Raw genomic sequence first — 797 nt, 5'->3', positions numbered from 1 at the left:
CATGCGCCCAAAGCTAGCGGGAAGCCCTTCGGCCTCCGAGGCGCTCGCGAGCTTGAACCCGGGGGGAGCACGGGTAGACTGCTCGCCTCCGGAGGAGCCCCCGTGTCCGAGCCCCGCGTGATCCGCAAGCCGATCGGCAACTTCCTCGAGGACTTCGTGCCGGGGCAGACCTTCCGGCACAAGGGCGGCAAGACCCTGACCGAGGGCCTCTTCAGCACCTTCACCGAGTTCACGATGACCACGAACCCGCTGGCCAAGAACGCGCGCTACGCGCGGACCTACGGCTTCGAGGGCCTCGTCTGCCCGCCCGGGCTCGTGATGCTGCTGGCCTTCAGCCAGACCGTCGAGGACGTCTCGGAGAACGCCCGCGCCAACCTCGAGTACATCGACATGCGCTTCGGCGCGCCCGTCTACGTGGGCGACACGATCGAGGTCGAGACCAAGGTGCTCGGCGTCTCCGCCTCGAAGTCGAACCCGCGGCTCGGGGTCGTGCACGTGCAGTCGGTGGCGCGCAAGAACCTGGGCGCGCGCGACGAGGCCGTGGTGCTGGCCTGGCAGCGCAAGGTGCAGGTCTGGAAGCGCGACGAGGCGGCCGAGCTGCACACGGGCAGCGCCGAGCCCGACGCGGTGGCGGTCGAGCTGTGGCTGCCGTCCTTCGACCCGGCGCGCGACTACAAGGCGCTGGCCCACCTCACCAACGCCGACACCTACTTCGAGGACTTCACGCCCGGCACCCGCGTCGAGCACTCGCGCGGCCGCACCATGACCAGCGAGCACATCCACCTGACGGCGGTGCT

At 69.9% G+C, this 797-nt stretch carries 1 protein-coding gene; it reads left to right on the top strand.

The genetic code is table 11. The features are described from left to right. Positions 1-102 precede the first annotated feature (102 nt). Positions 103-797, top strand: a 695-nt coding sequence (locus L6Q96_23255) for a MaoC family dehydratase (protein MCK6557467.1), incomplete at its 3' end; no start/stop codon positions are given.

The organism is Candidatus Binatia bacterium (assembly GCA_023150935.1).
Classification (GTDB): domain Bacteria; phylum Desulfobacterota; class Binatia; order HRBIN30; family HRBIN30; genus JAKLJW01.
Note: the sequence above shows the minus strand (reverse complement) of the source record. Positions and strands in the feature narration are given on the sequence as shown.